This is a genomic window from Agreia sp. VKM Ac-1783 (assembly GCF_900177765.1).
GTDB lineage: Bacteria > Actinomycetota > Actinomycetes > Actinomycetales > Microbacteriaceae > Agreia.
In genome coordinates, this window is sequence record NZ_FXWI01000002.1 from 751,030 (window position 1) to 771,229 (window position 20,200).

General features: G+C 66.2%; 21 protein-coding genes. 4 read left to right on the top strand and 17 right to left on the bottom strand.

The window, feature by feature from the left end:
- Positions 1-19 precede the first annotated feature (19 nt).
- Entirely contained in the window at positions 20-1,354 is a 1,335-nt protein-coding gene (locus tag CCK87_RS08600) for an MFS transporter (RefSeq protein WP_212638203.1), read from the bottom strand.
- Between the two features lie 149 nt (positions 1,355-1,503).
- On the opposite strand from CCK87_RS08600, the gene CCK87_RS08605 reads away from it, so the two are divergent.
- Positions 1,504-2,073, top strand: a complete 570-nt coding sequence (locus tag CCK87_RS08605) for a TetR/AcrR family transcriptional regulator (protein WP_086460975.1) — start codon at positions 1,504-1,506, stop codon at positions 2,071-2,073.
- Here the strand turns inward: CCK87_RS08605 and CCK87_RS08610 are convergent.
- The gene (locus CCK87_RS08610) at positions 2,070-2,324 is read right to left on the bottom strand and encodes a hypothetical protein (RefSeq protein WP_086460976.1); all 255 of its coding nucleotides are present in this window, start codon (positions 2,322-2,324) and stop codon (positions 2,070-2,072) included. The genes CCK87_RS08605 and CCK87_RS08610 overlap by 4 nt on opposite strands.
- Positions 2,311-3,186, bottom strand: a complete 876-nt coding sequence (gene mca / locus CCK87_RS08615; protein WP_170927201.1) for a mycothiol conjugate amidase Mca — start codon at positions 3,184-3,186, stop codon at positions 2,311-2,313. The genes CCK87_RS08610 and mca overlap by 14 nt, the downstream gene beginning before the upstream one ends.
- Before the next feature lie 87 nt (positions 3,187-3,273).
- Here mca and CCK87_RS08620 point away from each other — a divergent pair, with 87 nt between their 5' ends.
- Positions 3,274-3,672 (top strand): DUF4307 domain-containing protein, encoded by a 399-nt coding sequence (locus CCK87_RS08620; protein ID WP_170927202.1) that lies wholly within the window; start codon positions 3,274-3,276, stop codon positions 3,670-3,672.
- 56 nt (positions 3,673-3,728) lie between these two features.
- Positions 3,729-4,220: a transcription elongation factor GreA gene (gene greA / locus CCK87_RS08625; protein ID WP_044438983.1), complete on the top strand. Its 492-nt coding sequence runs from the start codon at positions 3,729-3,731 to the stop codon at positions 4,218-4,220.
- On the opposite strand, the gene ilvA is transcribed toward greA, so the two are convergent.
- From ilvA to CCK87_RS08655, 6 genes are read right to left on the bottom strand one after another with little or no spacing between them, the layout of a single operon-like run.
- A complete protein-coding gene (ilvA, locus tag CCK87_RS08630) occupies positions 4,221-5,477 on the bottom strand; it encodes a threonine ammonia-lyase (RefSeq protein ID WP_086460978.1) in 1,257 nt (418 codons plus the stop codon). It abuts the gene before it with no gap.
- A complete protein-coding gene (locus CCK87_RS08635; RefSeq protein ID WP_086460979.1) occupies positions 5,474-6,577 on the bottom strand; it encodes an AI-2E family transporter in 1,104 nt (367 codons plus the stop codon). The genes ilvA and CCK87_RS08635 overlap by 4 nt, the downstream gene beginning before the upstream one ends.
- Positions 6,578-6,614: 37 nt before the next feature.
- Positions 6,615-7,703 (bottom strand): ABC transporter ATP-binding protein, encoded by a 1,089-nt coding sequence (locus CCK87_RS08640; protein WP_086460980.1) that lies wholly within the window; start codon positions 7,701-7,703, stop codon positions 6,615-6,617.
- Positions 7,700-8,569 (bottom strand): ABC transporter permease subunit, encoded by an 870-nt coding sequence (locus tag CCK87_RS08645; protein ID WP_170927220.1) that lies wholly within the window; start codon positions 8,567-8,569, stop codon positions 7,700-7,702. The genes CCK87_RS08640 and CCK87_RS08645 overlap by 4 nt, the downstream gene beginning before the upstream one ends.
- Positions 8,566-9,507, bottom strand: coding sequence for an ABC transporter permease (locus CCK87_RS08650; RefSeq protein WP_249273794.1), 942 nt, complete (start codon positions 9,505-9,507; stop codon positions 8,566-8,568). The genes CCK87_RS08645 and CCK87_RS08650 overlap by 4 nt, the downstream gene beginning before the upstream one ends.
- Positions 9,508-9,527: 20 nt before the next feature.
- Entirely contained in the window at positions 9,528-10,664 is a 1,137-nt protein-coding gene (locus CCK87_RS08655) for an ABC transporter substrate-binding protein (RefSeq protein ID WP_086460982.1), read from the bottom strand.
- Positions 10,665-10,819: 155 nt separating this feature from the next.
- Between CCK87_RS08655 and CCK87_RS08660 the strand changes: the two genes are divergently transcribed.
- The gene (locus CCK87_RS08660; protein WP_086461252.1) at positions 10,820-12,010 is read left to right on the top strand and encodes a crosslink repair DNA glycosylase YcaQ family protein; all 1,191 of its coding nucleotides are present in this window, start codon (positions 10,820-10,822) and stop codon (positions 12,008-12,010) included.
- On the opposite strand, the gene CCK87_RS08665 is transcribed toward CCK87_RS08660, so the two are convergent.
- The 8 genes from CCK87_RS08665 to CCK87_RS08700 form a co-directional block, all read right to left on the bottom strand.
- A complete protein-coding gene (locus tag CCK87_RS08665; RefSeq protein ID WP_086460983.1) occupies positions 12,007-12,900 on the bottom strand; it encodes a M48 family metallopeptidase in 894 nt (297 codons plus the stop codon). The genes CCK87_RS08660 and CCK87_RS08665 overlap by 4 nt on opposite strands.
- A gap of 18 nt (positions 12,901-12,918) precedes the next feature.
- Entirely contained in the window at positions 12,919-13,485 is a 567-nt protein-coding gene (locus CCK87_RS08670) for a LemA family protein (RefSeq protein ID WP_086460984.1), read from the bottom strand.
- A gap of 86 nt (positions 13,486-13,571) precedes the next feature.
- Positions 13,572-14,276, bottom strand: a complete 705-nt coding sequence (locus CCK87_RS08675; protein WP_086460985.1) for a hypothetical protein — start codon at positions 14,274-14,276, stop codon at positions 13,572-13,574.
- 18 nt (positions 14,277-14,294) lie between these two features.
- On the bottom strand, positions 14,295-15,737 hold the full coding sequence (locus CCK87_RS08680) for a family 1 glycosylhydrolase (protein WP_086460986.1): 1,443 nt from the start codon (positions 15,735-15,737) through the stop codon (positions 14,295-14,297).
- The gene (locus CCK87_RS08685) at positions 15,734-17,068 is read right to left on the bottom strand and encodes a D-arabinono-1,4-lactone oxidase (protein WP_086460987.1); all 1,335 of its coding nucleotides are present in this window, start codon (positions 17,066-17,068) and stop codon (positions 15,734-15,736) included. Before CCK87_RS08685 ends, CCK87_RS08680 begins: the two co-directional genes overlap by 4 nt.
- Positions 17,065-18,297, bottom strand: coding sequence for an alanine racemase (locus CCK87_RS08690; RefSeq protein ID WP_086460988.1), 1,233 nt, complete (start codon positions 18,295-18,297; stop codon positions 17,065-17,067). Before CCK87_RS08690 ends, CCK87_RS08685 begins: the two co-directional genes overlap by 4 nt.
- 3 nt (positions 18,298-18,300) lie before the next feature.
- On the bottom strand, positions 18,301-19,563 hold the full coding sequence (locus CCK87_RS08695; protein ID WP_086460989.1) for an MFS transporter: 1,263 nt from the start codon (positions 19,561-19,563) through the stop codon (positions 18,301-18,303).
- A complete protein-coding gene (locus CCK87_RS08700; protein WP_086460990.1) occupies positions 19,560-20,156 on the bottom strand; it encodes a TetR family transcriptional regulator in 597 nt (198 codons plus the stop codon). The genes CCK87_RS08695 and CCK87_RS08700 overlap by 4 nt, the downstream gene beginning before the upstream one ends.
- Positions 20,157-20,200: the final 44 nt, after the last annotated feature.

Sequence of the window (20,200 nt, forward strand, 5' to 3'; positions counted from 1 at the left end):
GGACGTGCGAGACCACGGGCTATCTGACTTTCTTGATGGGGAAAATGACGAGTGCTCCCACGATCGCAGCTACCGCGCAGATGGAGAACCAGAGCGCGTAGTTGTTTCCGGTCGGATCACTGACGTAGACGAGGATTCCACCGACGAGCGGCGCGAGCGTCTGAGGAAGCGCGTTGGCGATGTTGAACACCCCGAGGTCTTTGCCGGAGTTCTCGGCATCGGGCAGCACGTCGACGACGAGGGCGAGGTCGACTCCCACGTAGATGCCGAAGGCCAGGCCGAGAAGTGCCTCGAGTATGAAGAAGCCGCTCACGTCTTGAACGAAGATCAGCGCGAACGTGCCGATCGCGAACAGGGCGGTCGAGCTCCACACGAAGACCTTGCGACGACCCAGGCGGTCGGAGAGCCACCCGGCGAAGTAGCTCGCGGCGACGAGCGCGACTGTGTAGATGAGCACGCTCGTCGAGATGACGGCCGGGATGTCACCCTCCGGCACCCCGACGTGGTTGAGGAGGTAGAAGAAGCGGAAGGTCGTGAAGCCGAAGCTCGCGAAGGTGATCAGGAAGCGTGACCACCAGGCGAGCGCATAGTCGGGATTCTTGCGAGGGCTCACCCAGAACGTCTCCGCCCAGTCGCGGAGGGTGGCACGAGGAGGAGGGAAGGGCAGTCGACGATCCGGCAGAACGACGGCGAAGATGACCATCACGATGATCGCCAAAACGGATGGCGCCACGAACATGACGACCAGCTGCCCCACGAACGCCTGAGCGACATACGTTCCGCCGAGCACGCCGACGTTCTGGGCGATGCCGATCGCCGCCGTGATCTTGCCCCTCTGGAACTTCGGCACTTGATCCGCGATCGTCGCGAAGAATGGCGCGAGAGTCATGTTCGCACCGAGCTGCGCGAGTGCCCAGCCGATGGTGGCGAAGAGGAGGTTGGGAGCGAGCGCCATGATCAGGAAGGCGAAGGTCATGATGACCGTGCCCGTGACGATCCAGATCCGGCGACGGCCCCAGCGGCTCGTCGTACGGTCGGAGAGGCGCCCGAAGACGACGTTCGCGATGGTCGCGAAGAGTGCACCGACGCCGCCGAGCACGGCCGCCGCGCCGGTGGCTCCGTCCTGCGCGATCTCGCCGAGCTCGACGAGCGATTGGATCTTGAGCCCGATTCCCACGATCGCGGGCCCCAGAAGGGCGATGAAGAAGACCAGCTGCGCCACGAGCAGCCAGGCGACATAGCTCGGCTTCGCCGGCTCCGTCGGCGGGGGGAATGTCTGATCGCCTCGCACGGCGGCTGTCGCCGTCGTCATTCCCGACGGCATTCCTGCCGCGGATCCACTCGCTGTGGTCATGTGCCGGTTCCTCTCATCATTGAGTGTGGATGTACATCATTCGCGGTTCGAAAACCAAAACCGATCACTGTACGGGTTACAGTATGCAGCTCGCCGCGTCGGCCCACAAGAGTCAATCTGCACCCGATGCTGTGGCCTAGCATCGATACATGGCGGATCGGGGGTCGTACGCGAAAGGCGTCGTGCGCCGAGAGGAGATCCTTACGGCCGCGCTCGACGTGTTCTCTCGAGAGGGCTATCGCGGCACGTCTCTGCGAGACATAGCGAAGCAGGTGGGCGTGAGCCTTCCGGGCCTAATGCACTACTTCGATTCGAAGGAGCATCTGCTCACCGCGATCCTGCAGAAGCGCGACCAGGTAGACGGGGACGCGCATCCGGCCGACGGAGACTTCCTCGACGGGCTCCTCGCGATCATGCGCCACAACCGCGATGTGCCGGGGCTCGTGCAGCTCTACATCACCCTCGCAGCGGCGGCCGAAGACCCGTCACATCCGGCACATTCATTCTTCATCGAGCGCTTCGACTTCGTCCGCCTGGCACTCGCCGCGGTCGTGCGGGATCGTCAGGCGGCGGGAACAGCACGCGCAGAACTCGACCCCGAGCACGTCGCCCGCGTCCTTATCGCCGTCGCCGACGGCATCCAGATTCAGTGGGCGCTCGACCGCACGGTCGACATGGCCGGCGACATCGAGCGCCTCTGGGACGCGATCTCCCGCTAAGCGCCGTCTACCGGGCCGTCGGCATCCCGAGCCTCTTGCTCGAGCTGCTGACGCACCTGCTCGCGGTAGTTCACGCGGCGCACCCGGCGCACCATGTCGATGACGAGCAGAATCACGATGACGGCCACGCCGAATGTCGCGATGAACCCGACGAATCCGGGCGTGACCGTGTTCGGATCGAACTGCGGCTGGTCGGAGGCCCGCAGCAGGGTGTGAGTCACCGTCGCGGTGAGCTGATCAACGCTGTACATCGTCGTCCTCGATTCCGGCGAACAGGTCGTCTTCTGGCATCGTCGTCTCGACCTTCGACGAGATGAGCTGGTAGTCCTCGAAGGGCCACGCCTTGAGCTGCAGCTCGTTCGGCCAGAAGAAGAATTGGCTGTCGGGCGAGACCTGGCTGGCGTGCGCTCGCAGCGCGTTGTCACGCACCTCGAAGAATGCGCCGGCGGGCACCTGCGTGGTGGCGAGGAACGGGCTCTCCTTCATCCACGAGCGCAGCTCGGTCATGGATGTGATGAGCGGGCTCTCGGGGTCGGTCGCGACGATCTCGTCGTAGACCGCTTTCATGCGCTGGTAGCTGAAGATGCGATCGTAGTAGAGCTTGGAGACGCTCCACGGCTCCCCCGCGTCGGGGTACGCCGTGGCGTCGGACGCCGCCTCGAGAGCGCGCACCGAGATCTCGTGGGTTCGAATGTGATCGGGGTGGGGGTAGCCGCCGTTCTCGTCGTAGGTGAGCAACACCTGCGGCTTGAAGTCGCGGATGAGACGCACAAGCGGCTCGGCCGAGATCTCGACGGGAATCGTCGCGAACGCGTTCGCCGGCAGAGGGTCGCCCTCGTCGGGAAGACCGGAGTCGGCATAGCCCAGCCACCGGTGCTCGAAACCCACGACTTTCTGCGCGGCAGCCATCTCATAACGACGAAGACCAGCCATGTCGCGCTCGGCGTGACGGCGCTCGGCGAGCGACTCGTTGAGGATGCTTCCGCGCTCTCCCCCGGTGCAGCTCACCACCATCACCTCGACGCCGCGGTCAAGGTAGTAGGCGTAGGTCGCGGCCCCCTTGCTCGATTCGTCGTCGGGGTGCGCGTGCACGGCCATCAGGCGCAGCGTCATCGGTCTCTTCTCCTCAGCATTGCCGATTAGCCTAGACATCTAAGCCAACACCTAAGACTAATCGCTGCTTCGAGAGGCACCCATTCCGTGACGCGTGAAGACCTTGCCATCCGCTACGGGCGAACGCGCGCCAACAGTCGGCGCACGCGCGTGATCGCGCTCATCACCGCGGCCGTCTTCGCCGTCGTTCTCGTGGGCTGGGTCGTCTGGGCCGGCCTCGACAACTCGGGCGCCGAGCTCGAGGCGAAAGACACCGGTCACACGGTCATCGACGAGCACACGGTCTCGATCGACTTCCTCCTCACCGTGCCCAAGGGATCCACGTCGAGCTGCGCGCTGCAGGCGCAGAGTGCGAAGTTCGCGATCGTGGGATGGAAGGTCATCGACATCCCCGCCTCCGACAAGGCCACGCGGGGAATCACGGAGACCGTCCGCACGACCGAGCAGTCGGTGACAGGTTTGATTTACCGCTGCTGGCTCACCTAGGCTCTTCTTCGATGCCCGGGAGATTTCCCGGGCCATATTTGTACGAGGGAGTTCCCATGGCAGACGAAGCAGCCCAGGTCACGTGGCTGACCCAGGAGGCCTACGACCGCCTCACGAATGAGCTCGAGGAGCTCAGTGGGTTCGGCCGCACCGACATCGCGAAGAAGATCGAGATGGCCCGAGAAGAGGGCGATCTCAAAGAGAACGGCGGCTACCACGCCGCCAAAGAAGAGCAGGGCAAGATGGAGGCTCGCATCCGTCAGCTGACCCTGCTGCTGCGCACCGCCGAGGTCGGCGAGATCCCCGAGAGCCACGGCGTCGTCGAGGGCGGCACCGTGATCACTGCCCTCGTCGCCGGAGACGAGACGGTCTTCCTTCTCGGCAACCGCGAGATCGCGGGCGACAACGACCTCGATGTCTGGAGCGAATCCAGCCCGCTCGGTCAGGCCATCATCGGCCTGAAGGTCGGCGACAAGACCTCGTTCGTCGGACCGACCGGCCGCAACATCGACGTCGAGATCGTCAAGGTCGAGACGTACCGTGCCTGATCAGTCGTCGCTGATGCGCGGGTCGAAGCCCGCATCGCGCAGCATGTCGAGAACCTGCTGACGATGCTCCGGCCCGCGCGTCTCGACGCTCAGCTCCAGCTCCACCTCGCTGATCTGCAGGCCCTTGCCATGACGGGTGTGCAGCACCTCGAGCACGTTGGCATTCGCCTCGGCGAGGAGTTCGGAGATGCGCGCCAGCTGGCCGGGGCGATCGGGCAGCATGATGCGCATCTTGAGGTAGCGGTCAGACGCGGCGAGACCGTAGTTGATGAGCTTCAGCATCAGCAGCGGGTCGATGTTGCCGCCAGACAGAATGACCACGGTCGGGCCGGATGCGACGATCTGCCCCGAGAGGATGGCCGCCACGCCGACGGCACCTGCGGGTTCGACGACCTGCTTGGCGCGCTCGAGAAGCACCAGGAGACCCTTGGCCATGTCGGCCTCGGATACCGTGACCACTTCGTCGACGAGTTCTTTGATGATGGCGAAGTTGAGGATGCCGGGCTTCGCGACGGTGATGCCGTCGGCCATCGTCGGTGACGTGACGATCTGCGTGGGCTCTCCGGCGGCCAGCGAGGGCGGGTAAGCGGCCGCGTTCGCCGCCTGCACACCGATGACTCGGATACTGCGCCCCTCGAGCTCTGCTCGCCTCTTGACGGCAGAGGCGACGCCCGAGATCAGACCGCCGCCTCCGATCGGCACGATGACGGTCTCGAGGTCGGGAACCTGGTCGAGGATCTCGAGCCCGAGGGTCGACTGGCCGAGGACCACGTCGGGGTGGTCGAAGGGAGGGATGAACACCGCGCCGGTCTTCTCGGAGAACTCCGCCGCGGCTCGCAGAGCTTCCTCGACGCTGTGTCCGCGGAGCACGACATCGGCGCCGTAGTGCTTCGTGGCCTGCAGCTTCGGCAGCGGAACACCGAGCGGCATGAAGATGGTGGCCGAGATGCCGAGTTCGCGCGCCGCGAAGGCCACGCCCTGAGCGTGGTTGCCGGCCGACGCCGCGACGACACCGCGGGCCTGCTCCTCGATCGAGAGCCGTGACAGTCTGTTGTAGGCGCCGCGGATCTTGTAGGAGCCGGTGCGCTGCAGGTTCTCGCACTTCAGAAAGACGGGAGCGCCCAACTCGGCGCTGAGATAGCGCGACGTCTCCATGGGTGTCGGATCGACGATGCGCGAGACCCGCTCGCGGGCATCCATCATGTCGTCGAGAGAGGGCACCACGGTGAGCACGGGCTGCGTCAGGGAATCAGTCATTCGGGAACGATGTCTTTCGGTGTCGAGAGAGGGAGTTGTCGCCAATCGCCCCGGGCGATGTATCCGATCATCACGTTGAGCACGGCCACGATCGGAACAGCGAACAGGGCGCCGGGAATGCCGGCGACCACGGATCCACCGGCCACCGCGAGCACGACGGCCAGCGGATGCACCTTGACGGCAGTTCCCATGACGAGGGGCTGCAAGACATGGCCCTCGATCTGCTGAACGAGCAGAACGATGCCCAGCATGATGAGTGCGACGACCCAGCCGTTATAGACGAGCGCGATGAAGACGGCGAGCGCGCCCGTTGCGACGGCGCCGATCACGGGAATGAAGGATCCGAGGAACACCAGCACCGCGATGGGGACCGCCAAGGGCAACTGCAGGATCGCCGCTCCCGCGCCAATGCCGATCGCGTCGATGGTGGCGACGAGGATCTGCACCTTGATGAAGTTCTGCAGCGTCAGCCATCCGGCCTTGCCTGCACCGTCGAGAGCAAGGCGCGCGCGGCGCGGGAAGATGCGCACGACCCACGCCCAGATGCCCTTGCCGTCGATCAGGATGAACAGTGTCGAGAAGAGGGTCAGCAGTACGCCGGCGAACAACTCGGTGACGGTCGAACCGACGGACACGGCCCCGGAGAGCAGAGCCGAGGAGTCGGCTTGCAGGAACGACATGGCCTGATTGAGGTACGCCGTGAGATCGCTATCCGACACGTTGAACGGCGGTTGCGTCAGCCAGTCGCGCAGGTCGTGCACGCTCGCCACGGTCTGATCGCGCAGATCGCCGAAGCCGGCCCGCACCTGAGCGACGACCAGGAAGATGAGCGCTGCGACGATCACCAGAGTGCCGAGCTCCGCCACCGTGATGGCGAGCCACTTCGGCCACTTGTGTCTGACCAGCCAGTTCTTCAACGGAACCAGGAGCGCAGACAGCAGCGTCGCGACCAGGAGGGGAATGACGAGAAGACGGAGGTACGACACGAGGAAGAAGAACACGGCAAGCGCACCGGCGATAGCCAGCAGGCGCCACGACCACGCTCCCGCAATACGGAGTCCCGGAGGAACCGCAGCGTCATTCACGTCAGGCTCAGACATGTCCTCATTCTAGGCGCGCATACCTGAGGGGAATTCGCTATGACGCGTCGACCGCCTTCACCGCCACAGGCGCCCCCGTGAAGGAGAGGAAGACCCTGTCGCCGACGGCCACCGGGGTCGTCGAACCGTGCTGGACTCGCACCAGTGCACCCGACGCCAGACGCACCGTGGTGCGGCGGAAGCTGCCGAGAAAACTGCTCGAGACCACCTCTGCGGAGATGCCCTCCGACGAGAAGGCGACGTCTTCCGGTCGCACGTATGCCGAGACCGCACCGTGAGGCGCCGCTTCATCGATGAGCGGAAGGGTGACCCCCTCGACAGCGACGAAGCCCGGTGTGTCGATCACGCCGTCGAGTCGGTTGCTGAGCCCGACGAACTCGGCCACGAACGAGGTCTTCGCCCGCGTGTAGAGCTCCTCGGGTGCCCCGATCTGCTCGATCGTGCCCGCCCGCATGACCGCTACCCGGTCGGCGACCGCGAGGGCCTCCTCCTGGTCGTGCGTCACGAACAGCGTGGTGATTCCGAGATCGATCTGGATGCGCCGGATCTCGTCGCGCAGTTGAACCCGAACGCGGGCGTCGAGCGCCGACAAGGGCTCATCGAGCAGGAGGACGCGCGGTTCGGTGACGAGTGCCCGGGCGAGGGCGACTCGCTGCTGCTGACCGCCAGAGAGCTGATGCGCATAGCGGCCGGCGTGCGCGCCGAGGCCGACCATCTCGAGCGCGGCCAACGCCCGTGTGCGTCGCTCGTCTTTCTCGACCTTGCGCATCCGGAGCCCGAATTCGACATTCGAGAGCACGGTGAGGTGCGGGAACAGAGAGTACGACTGGAACACCATGCCGATGTCGCGCTTGTTGGCGGGCAGCCCCGAGACGTTGGAGCCATCGATGGTGATTCTGCCGCTCGTCGCGTCTTCGAGACCGGCGAGCACGCGCAGGGCTGTGGTCTTGCCGCACCCGCTCGGTCCGAGCAGCGCCACGAACTCACCGGGCTTCAGTGTGAGATCGACGCCGTCGAGGGCGCGGTGTCCGGGGAACTCCTTGACGACGGAGCGGAACTCGACGGTCGCGCCGGATCCGCGGGTCTTCGTGTCGGTCGGTGAGGCGGATCGTGTGGCGAGGCTCATGAGGATGCTCCGGTCGGTGTGACGGCGGCTGGCGCGGTGATGGATGCGGCGGGTTCGCGACGGCTGCGGCGGGGCGCGCCGACCCGGCCGATCGCGAGCAGCAGGAAGAAGGCGAAGACGAGTGCCAGAAGAGCGAAGATCACGGCGACGAAGGGGTCGGACTTCGACACGATGACGAGCGCGGTCTGCAGGTTGACGCGGTTGAGAAGCGCAGCGATCGTGTATTCGCCCAGCACGACGGCCACCGAGATGAACGACGCCGAGAGGATGCCGCGACGAAGATTCGGCAGCAGCACGCGAACGAGCACGGTGAGCCATCCGGCCCCGAGCGAACGAGCGGCCTCACTGAGGGTCACCACGTCGATCGCCGAGAGATTGGCCTGGATGGCACGGTAGGCGTAGGGCAGCACGATGATTCCGTAGGCGAACGAGAGAGTCCAGACGCCGCTGCCGAACATCTTGGCGATGACCGAATAGACCGGCGCGAGCCCGACGACGAGGACGATGGCGGGGATCGTGATCGGCAGGAGGCAGAGAAACTCCATGGCTCGGCGCAGATACGGGAAGCGCAGCTGCACGAGGATCATGGTCGGCACGAGAATGACGAGCATCACCGCGACGGTGACGATGGCCAGCACCACGGAGTTGCCGAGGGCGGTCAGCACCCCCTTGTACTCCCCCGTGAGTCCCCCGGAGAAGACGGCGATCCAGCGGCTGAAGTCGTAGCCGCCCTCGAGTCCGCGACGCAGCGTGAACTCGCCCATCGCCACGATGGGCACGAGAAACACCAGCCCCACGATGCCGAGGATCAGCCAGCGCGTGAGCGCACCGGGCTCTGGCCGGAACGCCTTCGCCTGGCCGCTCATCGCTGCCACTTCGCAGAGCGCTTCATGAGCAGCGAGTAGAGCGTCATCACGATGACCATCACGACGATCATTCCCAGAGCGAGTGCGCCGGCGAGGTTCTCGCGCCCGAGCACTGTCTCGCTCGTCAGTGCCGAACGGATCTGCAGGGGAACGATCTGCGAGCCCTGACTCGTGAGCGCGGCAGCCGTCGCGAACGACGAGAAGGCGTTCGCGAACAGCAGCAGCAGGCAGCCGAGAAACGACGGAGTGAGGACGGGGATACCGATGCGCCACCAGTACGTCGCACGCGATCCGCCGAGACTGGCATTCGCCTCGGCCCACTGGGGCTTCAGACCCTCGAGCGCGGGAAGGAAGGTGATGATCATCAGGGGAACCTGGAAGTAGATGTAGGGCAGGATCAGGCCGGGCAGCTCGTAGAGCCACACACCGTCAGCGAAGATGTTGATGCCCAGCGAGTCGCGCAGGTACACGGTGACCATGCCCTGGATGCCGATGGTCGCCACGAACGCGAACGCCAGCATCACGCCGCCGAACTGGGCGAGTACCCCGCTCGCGGAGTCGACGACGGATCGCAAAAGGCCCGTCGGATTGGTGCCGATCAACGCGTAGCAGCAGGCCGCACCCACCACCGAGCCGATGACCGCCGTGAGAGCCGAGAGCCCGATCGAGTTGCCGAAGGTACTGACGATCAGCGGGTCGGCGAGGGCCTCGATGTTGGTCAACGAGAACGATCCGGTGCCGTCGAGGAAGCCGGTGAAGAGCGCGATCGCGGTCGGCAGCCCGAGGAAGAGCAGGATGTACGCCGCGAAGGGAACAAGGCCGAGAAAACTCGGCACGGTGAAGGCCGCCCGTCGCGACGACTCGGGGCGTCGAGCCTGCACTGCTGCAGGCTCGACGCCTTCGAGGGGAGCGACGACCGACACGAGGGTGTCAGCCATCAGTAGGGGTGTTCTTCCGGTTACTGAACGGCCGTGGCCCAGTTGCTGCCGAGCAGGGCTGCAGCATCTTCGGACTCCTTAGCGGAAGGCACGACCGTCTCGTCCGGCGTCTCCGGCAGAGCCTCGAAGAGCTTCTTGTCGATCGTTCCGGCCGCTTCCATCGCCTCGGCACGCGCCGGGCGAGCGCCACCCGCGAGCCACAGGTTCTGGGCCTCGTCGCTGTAGAGGAACTCCTGCCACAGGCGAGCGGCGGCGGGGTGCGGAGCATCGGCGCTGATGGCCTGGTTGTAGTAGCCCGCGTAACCCGTGCCCGGAAGGACGACGACCTCCCATTTGCGCTGGCCGTCGAGCTTCTTGCCGTAGCCGACGTTCAGGTAGTCCCAGTCGAAGACGACGGGGGTCTCGCCCGACGCGATCGTGGCGGGGGTCGGGTCGATCTTCACGAAGTTGCCGGCCTTGTTCAGCTTCGAGAAGAAGTCGATTCCGGGCTGGAAGTCGGCGGTCGATCCGCCGCTCTGAACGGATGCCATACCGACGGCTGCGAAAGCGGCCCCGGCCTGCGTCGGGTCGCCGTTGATCGCTACCTTGCCCTTGTACTCGTCACCGAGCAGGTCGTCGAGGCTCTTCGGCGCCGGAACGGCGTCGGGGTTGTAGCCGATGGCCATGTATCCGCCGTAGTCGCCGACCCAGAGGCCCGACTGCTCCTTGAGCGCATCCGGAATGTCAGCCCAGGTCTCGACCTGGTACGGCGCGAACTTCTTCGTGTTGGCGAGTGCGACCGCCGCGCCCACGTCGAAGACGTCGGGTGCCGTGTCCTGGCCCTTGAGGTTGTCGGCCGCCTGAATCTCCTCGGCGCTCGACGCGTCGGGCGAGGCCTCGGTGATGGTGATCTCGGGGTACTTGGCGTTGAACGCGTCGAGCACTGCGCCGTAGTTGGCCCAGTCGCGCGGAAGGGCGATCACGTTGAGTGCGCCCTCGGCCTTCGCGGCCTTTTCGAGACCGGCGAGGTCGCCGAATGCCGAGACGCTCGTGGCCGTGGCGGCGTCGACTCCACCGTCGGCGGATGCGTCGGCCGAGGTGCTCGCGCAGGAGCTGAGGCTGAGTGTGAGTGCGATCGCTGCGGCGATGCCGGCGATGGCTGTGCGGGTGGAAAGCAAGAGTCCTCCAGGTATAGCGTGCGGGTGCCGGACGGGGCTGTGGTTCCGACGTGCTGACGTTATGAGTGCAGCGCGACCTGGACGCGACCGCCGGGCATCGCGAAGGTGAACGGCGTATGTCTCGATGTCGCAGGTGCGTGGGTACGCTCGAGAACATGGCTCAGTCGCTGTCTCCCGCTCTCGCCCGCCGCGTCGCACTGGCCGCGCAGGGCTTCGGTCGTCCGTCCACAGACGTCGTCCCCGGCGTGCGCCAGATCGGCGCGTTGATCGACCGCCTCGGTCTTCTGCAGATCGATTCGGTCAACGTCTTCGAGCGAAGCCACTACCTGCCGGTCTTCGCCCGACTCGGCAGCTATGACAAAGCGCAGCTCGACCGCGTCACGTACTCGCCCCGCATCACCGAGTACTGGGCGCACGAGGCGTCGTTCATTCCCGTCGACACGCTGCCTCTCCTGCGCTGGCGGCAGCAGGAGCATCGCGACCGCGCCGAGGCCGACGACGATTCGTGGTTTTCTGCGAACAGGCCGATGACCCAGTGGCTGCTCGCCGAGTTGGCCGCCAAGGGCCCGATGCGCGCGAGCGAGATCGAGCACGACTCGAACACGCGCAGCGGTTCGTGGTGGGGCTGGTCCGACGTCAAGCGGGGGCTCGAGACTCTCTTCCGTTGGGGCGATGTGGTCAGCGCGGGTCGAACCCGATTCGAGCGCGTCTACGCCCTGCCCGAGCAGGTGCTTCCCGCCGATATCCGCGACCTGCACGTTCCTCGCGACGAAGCGATGCGCCGCCTCGTCTCCATCTCTGCCCGGGCCCACGGCGTGGGCACGGCAGACGATATCGCCGACTATTTCCGTTTGAAGGCCGTCGACGCCGTTCCCGCCATCCGTCAGCTCGAAGAGGCGGGCGAGCTCGTGCCGGTCACGATCGACGCATGGGCGAAGCCCGCCTGGCTGCACCGCGACGCGCGACTGCCGCGTCGCATCGACGCCGCCGCGATTCTCTCTCCGTTCGACCCCGTGGTCTGGGCGCGGTCCAGAGCACTACGTCTCTTCGATTTCCATTACCGCATCGAGATCTACACACCAGAGCCCAAGCGGGTATTCGGCTACTACGTGCTGCCGGTGCTCATCGACGACCGGGTCGTGGGCAGAGTCGACCTCAAGAACGATCGACAGGCGAGGGTGCTTCGGGTGCGCGCGGCGTGGGCCGAAGACGGCGCCCCCGACGAGACCGCGCCGCGCCTGGCGTCGGTCTTGCGTCAGACGATGCAGTGGCAGGGCCTCGACTCCATCGACGTGTCGCCGAAGGGCAATCTGTCAGCGGCGCTCGCCGCCGAGCTGGCGGACTAGAACTCGCCGCCGATCTTCTCCAGACGCGCGACACGGTCGACGATGGGCGGGTGCGTGCTGAACAGGCGCGTGAGCATCCCCGGCTTGAGCGGGTCGGCGATCCACATGTGCGACATCGACGATGACTGTTTCTGCATGGGCCGCCCGTAGGCCGCCAGCTTCTCGAGGGCGCTGGCCAGAGCATCCGGATGCCGCGTGGTGAGCGCTCCTGTCGCGTCGGCGAGATACTCGCGCTGGCGCGACACCGCCGCCTGAACGAGCCCGGCCACGAGCGGCGCGACGAGCATGGCGACAAGCCCCAGAACGAGGACGATGGGATTGCCACCGCCTCCGCCGTTGCTGTTGTTGTTACGGCCTCCGCCGAAGAAGGCGAAGCGCAGGAACATGTCGGCGATGAAGCCCACGGCCACGACGAGGCCGAAAACGATCATCGACACCCTGATGTCGTAATTGCGAACGTGGCCCAGTTCATGCGCCATCACGCCCTCGAGCTCGGCGTCGGTCATGATGTCGAGCAGCCCGGTGGTAGCTGCCACACTGGCATGCTGCGGGTCACGCCCCGTCGCGAACGCATTGGGTGCGGGATCGGGCACGATGTACACGGCCGGCATCGGCGTGCCCGTGGTGATCGAGAGGTTCTCGACGATGCGCCAGAGGCGAGGATTGTCGGCCTTCTCGATGCGCACGGCACCGCTCGACATGATCGCTTGGCTGCTGGCGAAGAAGTACTGGAAGAGCGCGTAAGCGATGGCGGCGACCACCGTGATGATCACGATCGTCGTGTTCTGGTAGATCGCGCTGGCCAGGTACCCCAGACCTCCGATGATGCCCAAGAAGATGAGGATGATGAAGACGGTGTTGCGTTTGTTCTTGGCTATCGCCCGATACATTCAGCCCTCGCCCCGAGGCTAGAACTGCACGCGCGGCGGCTCTGCGATGGCGGCGAGGTCGGCCACCTCGAAGAAGTCGCGCTCGGTGAAACCGAGCCTCTTGGCGAAGATGTTGTTCGGAAAGACGCGGATCTTCGTGTTGAGTTCGCGTACGCCACCGTTGTAGAAACGGCGCGACGCCTGCACCTTGTCTTCGGTGTCGACGAGTTCGGCCTGCAGCTGCAGGAAGTTCTGGCTGGCCTGGAGCTGAGGGTAGGCCTCGGCGACAGCGAAGATGCTCTTGAGTGCCGTCTGCATGTGGGTTTCCGCGACGGACGCGTCGACCGGGCCCTGCGCCTGCAGTGTCTCGGCCCGCGCGGCCGTGACCGCCTCGAAGACGCCCTTCTCATGCGCGGCGTATCCCTTGACGCTCTCGATGAGGTTGGGAATGAGATCGGCACGGCGCTTCAGCTGAACCGTGATGTCGCTCCAGGCCTCGTCGACGCGTACCTTCAGCGTCACGAGCGAGTTGTACGTGGCCCACAGGTAGATACCGATGATGGCTACGAGAACAACGACGACGATTACCGGGATAAGCCATTCCATAGCGTTTACTATAAGCCAGCGCTCAGCAGACCCCGTTCTCTGTGGAGCAAGCTCTCAGAGACTGAGCGGGCGCACGAGGATCGCGTCTACCTGTGCGGGAGAGCCGCCACCGCGCGCACCGTCTCGGCGATCACCATAGGCTCAGCGAGCACCCTGAAGTGGCCGCTCAGAGGCAGCGCGATGTTGGTCGCGCCCGCCAGTTCGCTGCCACTCGGGATATGAGTGTCGTAGTAGGGGTAGATCGAGACGATGTGCTCGTTGATCATCTTCTCGGCCGCGAGGGTGGCGATGCTGCCCTGGCCCGGAGCGAACTCGCGGAGCGGCTTGGTGAGCGGCAGTCTCGAGAGGCTGGAGCCCTGAAACGGCGATGCGATCGCGACGACCCCAGCGACGCGCCCATCCGGATCGTCGAAGGCGAGCACATGCTTGCCGATCAGACCGCCCTTGCTGTGCGCCACGATGACCGCATCGCTGAGATCACGCTCGCGCAGAAGCGCCCCTGCGAGACGAGCGGCTTGGGGAATCGGGATGCTATTGCGCTGCAGTTCCGGAACGATGAAGCACGGATGGCCGTGTTCGTTGAGTGCCTGAGCGACCGGAAGTAGATACTCCCAGCGCTCGTAGACGCCGGGAACGAGGAGAACAGGGCGCTCGTGCCCCGTCTCGAACGGAACAGGGTCGGTCCGCGCACGAGCACTCCGACTCTCTGCCCGCAGCGCATACGCATAGTCGCCGAGCCAGATTCCCGCGCGACCGCGAAGCGACCGGGGTGCTCTGATGCGGGGAGCCATGCCCGCCATCCTAGGCGCCTAGCGTCTGCGATCCCCCGCGAGCGCCTGCATCCAGCGGAACGAATCCTTCGGCGTTCGCTCTTGGGTTGCGAAGTCGACGTGCACGAGCCCGAACCGCTGGCTGTACCCCGCCGCCCACTCGAAGTTGTCGAGCAGAGTCCAGACGAAATAGCCCCTCAGGTCGACGGATTCGGCGATACCGCCCGGCGCGGTCGAGTGCAGAGCCGCCTCAAGATGGCGAGCGAGATAGTCGATGCGCCTGGGATCGGAGACGACCCGTTCGCCGGTGCGCTCGTCGAGAAGGAGCGACTCCGGGAAGCTCGCTCCCCCCTCGGTGATGAAGACGGGCGGAAGCGCCGAACCGTAGCGCTCGACCATCTCCCCCAGTGTCGTCTCGAGAAACTCCGGCGCGACCGGCCAGCCGAAACCCGTGCTGGGAAACTCGGGCCAGGGCGCGAGGTGGAAAGGCAGCGATGCCATGGCCTCGGACTCCCCATCGGGCGCGACCGCACGGCCGGCGCCCGCGGCGATACGCGTGGGGAAGTAGTAGTTGAGGCCGTAGAAATCGATGGGCTGCGAGATGATCGCGAGATCGCGCGAGTCGACCTCGATCAGCGGCGCGAACACCGACGCGAAGTCGTCGAGCGGCTCGGTATAGTGCCCGAGCAGCACGGGGTCGGCGAAGATGCGGTTGTGCAGCGCGTCGAACAGCCACGCGAAGGCGGTGTCGTCGTCGGACGACGTCGCCGGCGTCGTGGGGGTGTGCACGTTCGTGATGCCGACGGCGCCTGCGACATCCGCTCCCCGCAGACCCTCGACGGCGTAGCCGTGACCGAGAAGCAGGTTGTGGGCCACCGGAAGCGCGTCGAACAGCAGGGTCTCCCCCGGAGCATGGATTCCCAACGCGTAGCCGTTGAGCATCACTGTGGCCGGCTCGTTGATCGTGACCCAGCGATCGACGCGGTCGCCGAACCGCTCGCCCAGCAGAAAGGCGAGCTCGCCCAGACGGCGTGCGGTGTCGCGTGATCTCCACCCGCCGGCCAGTTCGAGTGGCGTGTCCCAGTGGAACAGCGTCGCCATCGGGCTGATGCCGTCGGCGAGCAACCGATCGAGAAGACGGTCGTAGAACGCGACGCCGTGTTCGTTCAGTCGACCCGAGCCGCCCGGCTGAACCCGCGGCCACGAGATCGAGAAGCGATAGGCATCCACCCCCAGATCGCGCACCAGGTCGAGGTCGTCGCCGAGTCGGTGGATGTGGTCGGTCGCGACATCCGCGGTCGCCGCGCCGCGAATACGGCCGGCCTGGTGGGTGAAGACGTCCCACGTCGAAGCCCCGCGCCCGCCCTCGCGGGTGGCGCCCTCGATCTGGAAGGCGCTCGTCGCGACGCCCAGCACGAAGTCGCGGGGCAGCTCGGCGGCGAGGGTCTCGGCGCTGGGGAACCGCGTGGCTCTGCTCGTCATTCTCCGAGTACTCGATTCAGGTAGGGGTTCGCGAAGACGCGCTGGGGATCGAGTCGATCGCGCACGGCGAGAAAGTCGTCGAAGTGCGGATACATCGCACGCAGATCGTCTGACTGCCTCGTATGCATCTTGCCCCAGTGCGGGCGTCCTTCGTAGCCGAGCATGATCTGCTCGACCGCCGCAAAGTACTCCGTGGGATCTTCTCGGTAGTAGCGATGCACCGCGATGTAGCCGCTGTCTCTGCCGTGCGCGGTCGACATCCACAGGTCGTCACCCCGGGCGAAGCGCACCTCGATGGGAAACGAGATGCGCCATCCGCGGTCGGCGATGAGCTTCATGACGTCGCGGAGCGCGTCGGGCACGGCCTCTGCGGGGATCGCGTATTCCATCTCGCGAAAGCGCACGGTGCGCCTCGTGGCGAAGACGCGGTGCGAGCGGTCGGTGAACTCGCGGTTGCCCATCAGACGTTCGGCCAATCCGTTGACACGCGGAACGATCGCGGGGGCCGCGACGGCAGCGGCACAGGTCGCCCGGTAGACACCGTTGGTCAGAGCCACGTCTTCGAACCAGTGCGCCAGGGGTTTCAGCGGAGCGAGTCTCGCAGTCGCCGGCAGCCGGGTATTCGTCTTGGAGACAGCGGTACGCGTGTGAGGGAACCAGTAGAACTCGAAATGATCACTCGAGCGCACGCGATCCGCGAGCGAACCCTCGCCGCCGGGTTCGGCGTCGAGCAGCATATCTAACGGAAGAGGGCGCTCGCGGGCGTGCAACACGAAGCAGTCGACGCACTGCAGAGTGACCTCGACGAGGATGCCCAGGGCGCCGAGCCCCAGGGCGACGGCGGGGAGAAGCTCGGAGTTCTCGGTCTCGGAGATGCGCAGCAGGCTGCCGTCGCCCGTGACGATGACGGCTCCCCGCACCTGGCCGGCGATGCCGGTGAAGTCAGCGCCCGTGCCATGGGTTCCCGTCGAGATCGCGCCGCTGATGCTCTGTCGGTCGATGTCGCCGAGGTTGGGCATCGCCAGGCCGAGAGGCTCGATGAGGGCCGGGATGTCGAAGAGTCGGGTGCCCGCCGCCAGCGTCACCCGCTTGCGCTCGGCGTCGACTCCGATGAGGCCGGTGAGCGCGGTCAGGTCGAGTTGCACGCCGGGAGCGACGGCGATGCCGGTGAAACTGTGGCCCGCTCCCACGGCTTTGATCGGCATTCCCGAGCGCGCCGCGGCGACGACGGCTCGCTGCACGGCTCCGGCGCTCGTCGGACGCTCGACGCGGCGTGGGCGTACCTCTTCTGTGCGGCTCCAATTGCGCCAGACGGCGCCGCTCGCGGTCACAGGAAGGACTTCCCTTCGCCTCGGTAGCTCGGAACCATGGCCATCACCTCGTCGCCCGAGACGATCGCGACCTCGGCGACGTGTTCGGCGAGCTCGCCCGACTTCGTGTGTCGCAACCAGGCCCGATCACCGATGCGCAGATCGGCCGCGAGCGCGCCGGAGACCGGAGACTGCACCTCTCCCGCCATCTCGCGCGCCTGCAATTCGAGGCCCTGGGGCCAGACGATCTCGGGGGTGCGGTCTTTCTGCGGGGGTCCGGATGCGATCCAGCCGCCGCCGAGGAGCGTCGCCATGCGAGGCGTCGGCTTGCGGACGACGGACAGGGCGAAGGCCGCCGCCGGAGCCGGCTTGAACCGGGAGTAGGTGTCGAAGAGGTGCCCGCCCAGCAGGCCGGAGCCCGCGGCGATCTCCGTCACCGACGCATCCGCCGACGTGCTCTCGAGCGACCCCGTGCCACCGCCGTTCACGAACTCGAGCGGATTGACGTGCCCGACGGCCTCGACGATGGCGCCCCGCCTGTCGGTGAGCTCGGCCACCGACTGCTTCTGCATCCAATCCAGCACGACCGCACGCGCAGGATTGCCCTTCGGCCGGTTTCCGACCCCGGCGATCTGGGCCTCGTACCCCATGATTCCCACCAGCGTGAAGCCGCGGCGTCGAGCCACCGCCTCGGCGATACGCCGCGCCTCGGCGACCTCTCGCACGGGCGAGCGCCAGACGCCAACGTGGCCGAGGGCTTTCGTGACGAAAGACATGTCGATCTCGAGGCACAGCCGCAGGTTCTCGCGTGTGCCCGGAGGCGCGACCTCGTCGATGAAGTCGAGGTGGTCGAGGCTGTCGATCATCAGGGTGACCCGGGCGGACAGCTCTGGGCTGGAGGCAAGCTCGCGAATCGCCGTCACATCGACGCTCGGATAGCCCACGACGACGTCGTCGACGGTCTCGGCCAGCCAGAGAGCTTCGGGAAGGGTGTAGGCGAGGATCCCCGCGTAGCCGTCGAGAGCCAGCACGGCGTCGACGAGCGACCGGATGCGCACCGACTTGGATGCGACACGAATCGTCTTTCCGGCGGCCCGGTCGGTCATGTCGAAGGCGTTGTGGGCGAACGCTTCGAGGCTGACCGCGGCGAGCGGGGTCTCGAGATGCGCCGTGGCCGCATCGAGACGAGGCCACCACGTCGAGGGAGTGCGCCAGGGCTCTGCCGTGGAGCGGAGAAGAGGGGGGATCATGGGCTACCTCACAGATCTGATGCGGGCGACGGCCAGTGCGCCGCCGAAGGCGAAGAGGGCAGAGAGAATGAAGAGGCCTTGGAAGCCTCCGAGCCAGGCGACCACGGCAGCACCGAGCAGGGGTGCCATCGCCTGGGGCACGGCGGTGGCGATGTTCATGATGCCGAGGTCTTTTCCGCGGGTCGCCGGGTCGGGAAGCACCTGGGTCGCGAGCGCCTGATCGACGCTGAGAAAGCATCCGTAGCCCGCGCCCAGCAGGCCGGCCGCCACCATGGCCACCGAGAGCTCGGGCACGAACGCCAGAAGGAGCGCGGCGACCGCCTGGAGCGATGACGAGACGAAGACGAAGACGCGGCGTCTGCCGAGCCTGTCGCTGAGCGCCCCGGCTCCTAGAGAGGAGAGCACGACGAAGACCATGTAGATCATCGTCAAGACGATCAGGTCGTCTTCGGCGTTCTTGTCATCCAGTCCGTACATCAGAAAGTAGAGCAGCAGAGTCGTGCCGAGCGCGTTGCCCGTGTTCACCAGCACGCGGCCGAGCAGGGTCCACCCGAAGTCCGGATAGCGCCGGGGGCTGATCCACAGCTCGTCGAGCAGCCGTCCGCGAGGAATGCGTCGGGCTGCCTCGACCGTCAAGACCTGATCGCGCCCGAAGATCAGAAACGGAGCAACCAGGACGATGAGCAGCACCGCCATCGCGGCATAGCCGGCGAACTGACCCGTGAAGAGCGTGACGACCAGAACGAGGCCGAGGATCGTACCGATGGCCTGCGGGGCCGAGATCCAGCCAGACACGAAACCGCGCTGCCCGACAGGGACTCTGTCCGAGATGGTCGCGGTGAGGGCCGCGGTGAGCATGCAGAACCCGATGATCGCCAGGGTCCAGCAGACGCCTATGCCGACGAAGCCCTCCTGCAGACCCAGAAGGAGCAGCGAGAGGGCGAACAGTCCCGCTCCCGCAGCGATCCAGGGGCGCCTGCGCCCGAAGCGCGAGGTCGTGCGATCCGACAGGAGTCCGGTGACGGGAAAGGTGATGAATGCCGCCACGCCCGCGATTCCCGAGATGACGCCGAAGGCGACGACGTTGTCGACCCAGGTCGCTGCGCCCAGGCGTTGCTCGATCTGCACGGGCAGCAGCAGCTGCACCGGGGTGAGCTGCGCCATCCACACGCCGAGCCAGGCTGCCGCGAAGAGTGCGATCCAACCACCCCCGACCCGGCGCACCGGCTCGGCGAACACGCTCGCGGCGGCATCCGTCGTGCTCATGCGGCGACCGCCAACCCGACGACGGAGTCGGCCGCGAAATCGAGCGCTCGCGCTGCCGCGGCGTCGTCGCGGGTCACCAGCCACGACATCGTGACGCCGTCGGTGACCACCACGAGGATGCGAGCTATCTCGTCGACGGGGATCGTCCAGGTCATGTTCCAGCGCTCGGCCGCCGTCGCGAGGGCGTCTTGGGCCAGCGCGTGATATCGCTCGTACTGTCTCGAGGCCACGACCTCGAGAGACGGGGATCTCAGGGCGTACTGGGTGAGCTCGAGCATGGCCTTCTCCCTCTGCGGATCGGAGCGCAAGTGCTGCAGGTAGCGTTCGAGACCGAGCCGCACAGTGTCTCGAAAGGTCTCTCCCGGGGTGAGGGGTGGGAGCATGGCACGCCGTTCGGCTTCGACGACGACGCTGACCAACTCGGCCATCAACGCGTCTCGCGACTCGAAGGCGTAGTGAAAGCTGGCCAGGGCCATTCCCGCCTCCTGGCAGATGGCTCGCACACTCGCCGCTCCGACCCCACGGGCGGCGACCACCCTGAAGGCAGCGGCGACGAGCTCGACGCGACGCTCCTGTGCCGACATCCTGGGCATCGTTTCGCTCCTTCGCCGAGTGGGTCGATCGTCCCACTCGTGCC

Coding starts and splice junctions, on each gene's coding strand:
- CCK87_RS08600 (WP_212638203.1), bottom strand. CDS start 1,354: ATGACCACAGCGAGTGGATCCGCGGCAGGAATGCCGTCGGGAATGACG.
- CCK87_RS08605 (WP_086460975.1), top strand. CDS start 1,504: ATGGCGGATCGGGGGTCGTACGCGAAAGGCGTCGTGCGCCGAGAGGAG.
- CCK87_RS08610 (WP_086460976.1), bottom strand. CDS start 2,324: ATGTACAGCGTTGATCAGCTCACCGCGACGGTGACTCACACCCTGCTG.
- mca (WP_170927201.1), bottom strand. CDS start 3,186: ATGACGCTGCGCCTGATGGCCGTGCACGCGCACCCCGACGACGAATCG.
- greA (WP_044438983.1), top strand. CDS start 3,729: ATGGCAGACGAAGCAGCCCAGGTCACGTGGCTGACCCAGGAGGCCTAC.
- ilvA (WP_086460978.1), bottom strand. CDS start 5,477: ATGACTGATTCCCTGACGCAGCCCGTGCTCACCGTGGTGCCCTCTCTC.
- CCK87_RS08635 (WP_086460979.1), bottom strand. CDS start 6,577: ATGTCTGAGCCTGACGTGAATGACGCTGCGGTTCCTCCGGGACTCCGT.
- CCK87_RS08640 (WP_086460980.1), bottom strand. CDS start 7,703: ATGAGCCTCGCCACACGATCCGCCTCACCGACCGACACGAAGACCCGC.
- CCK87_RS08645 (WP_170927220.1), bottom strand. CDS start 8,569: ATGAGCGGCCAGGCGAAGGCGTTCCGGCCAGAGCCCGGTGCGCTCACG.
- CCK87_RS08650 (WP_249273794.1), bottom strand. CDS start 9,507: ATGGCTGACACCCTCGTGTCGGTCGTCGCTCCCCTCGAAGGCGTCGAG.
- CCK87_RS08660 (WP_086461252.1), top strand. CDS start 10,820: ATGGCTCAGTCGCTGTCTCCCGCTCTCGCCCGCCGCGTCGCACTGGCC.
- CCK87_RS08665 (WP_086460983.1), bottom strand. CDS start 12,900: ATGTATCGGGCGATAGCCAAGAACAAACGCAACACCGTCTTCATCATC.
- CCK87_RS08670 (WP_086460984.1), bottom strand. CDS start 13,485: ATGGAATGGCTTATCCCGGTAATCGTCGTCGTTGTTCTCGTAGCCATC.
- CCK87_RS08675 (WP_086460985.1), bottom strand. CDS start 14,276: ATGGCTCCCCGCATCAGAGCACCCCGGTCGCTTCGCGGTCGCGCGGGA.
- CCK87_RS08680 (WP_086460986.1), bottom strand. CDS start 15,737: ATGACGAGCAGAGCCACGCGGTTCCCCAGCGCCGAGACCCTCGCCGCC.
- CCK87_RS08690 (WP_086460988.1), bottom strand. CDS start 18,297: ATGATCCCCCCTCTTCTCCGCTCCACGGCAGAGCCCTGGCGCACTCCC.
- CCK87_RS08695 (WP_086460989.1), bottom strand. CDS start 19,563: ATGAGCACGACGGATGCCGCCGCGAGCGTGTTCGCCGAGCCGGTGCGC.
- CCK87_RS08700 (WP_086460990.1), bottom strand. CDS start 20,156: ATGCCCAGGATGTCGGCACAGGAGCGTCGCGTCGAGCTCGTCGCCGCT.